Here is a 1,302-nt window from a genome sequence, read left to right as displayed (position 1 = left end):
AGCTTCATCAGCTCGCGCTCAAGGCTACGGACACCTGCTTCACGCGTGTAGGTCTGGACGATGCCGCGGATCGCATCCTCGGAGACAGAGAACTCCTTTGGCTGCAAGGCATGATCCCTCATGACCTTGGTCATCAGATGCCGCTTGGCGATCTCGACCTTCTCGTCTTCGGTGTAGCCGGCGATACGGATGATCTCCATGCGGTCCATCAAGGGCGCGGGGATGTTCAGCGTATTCGCCGTCGTCACGAACATCACGCTCGAAAGGTCATATTCGACCTCCAGATAGTGGTCCATGAACGTTGCGTTCTGTTCCGGATCGAGCACCTCAAGCAGCGCCGACGAAGGATCGCCACGGAAGTCCTGGCCCATCTTGTCGATCTCGTCGAGGAGGAAGAGCGGGTTGGACTTCTTGGCCTTCTTCATCGACTGGATGACCTTGCCGGGCATCGAGCCGATATAGGTGCGGCGGTGACCGCGGATCTCGGCCTCGTCACGCACGCCGCCGAGCGCCATGCGCACGAACTCACGGCCGGTCGCCTTGGCGATCGACTTGCCGAGCGAGGTCTTGCCGACGCCGGGAGGGCCAACGAGGCACAGGATCGGCCCCTTCAGCTTCTTCTGACGGCTCTGCACGGCGAGATACTCAACGATACGGTCCTTGACCTTGTCGAGGCCGTAGTGGTCGGTGTCGAGCACCTGCTGGGCAAAGTTCAGGTCCTGCTTGACCTTGGAATTCTTGCCCCACGGGATCGACAGGATCCAGTCGAGATAGTTGCGCACGACGGTGGCTTCAGCCGACATCGGCGACATCGAGCGCAGCTTCTTCAACTCGGCGTCCGCCTTTTCGCGGGCCTCCTTGGAAAGCTTCGTCTTCTTGATGCGCGCCTCGAGTTCGGCGGACTCGTCGCGGCCATCCTCGCCTTCGCCGAGCTCCTTCTGAATCGCCTTCATCTGCTCGTTGAGGTAGTACTCGCGCTGGGTCTTCTCCATCTGCCGCTTGACGCGGCTGCGGATGCGCTTTTCCACCTGCAGGACGGAGATCTCGGCTTCCATGAAGCCCATCGCCTTCTCGAGCCGCTCCTTGACGGACAGCGTGCCGAGCATTTCCTGCTTCTCGGTGATCTTGATGGCGAGATGCGAGGCCACCGTATCGGCGAGCTTGGAATAGTCCTCGATCTGGCTGGCAGCACCAACCACTTCGGGCGAGATCTTCTTGTTCAGCTTGACGTAGTTTTCGAAGTCGGAAACCACCGAACGCGAAAGCGCCTCAACCTCGACCGCTTCCTCCTCCGGCTCGCTC

General features: G+C 60.4%; 1 protein-coding gene. It reads right to left on the bottom strand.

Annotated features, from left to right (window positions below; genetic code table 11):
• Positions 1 to 1,302, bottom strand: a 1,302-nt coding sequence (gene lon, locus AC1DUU_RS32300) for an endopeptidase La (RefSeq protein WP_476787365.1), incomplete at both ends; no start/stop codon positions are given.

The sequence above is a fragment of the Aminobacter sp. P4_H6_2 genome (assembly GCF_056400805.1).
Note: the sequence above shows the minus strand (reverse complement) of the source record. Positions and strands in the feature narration are given on the sequence as shown.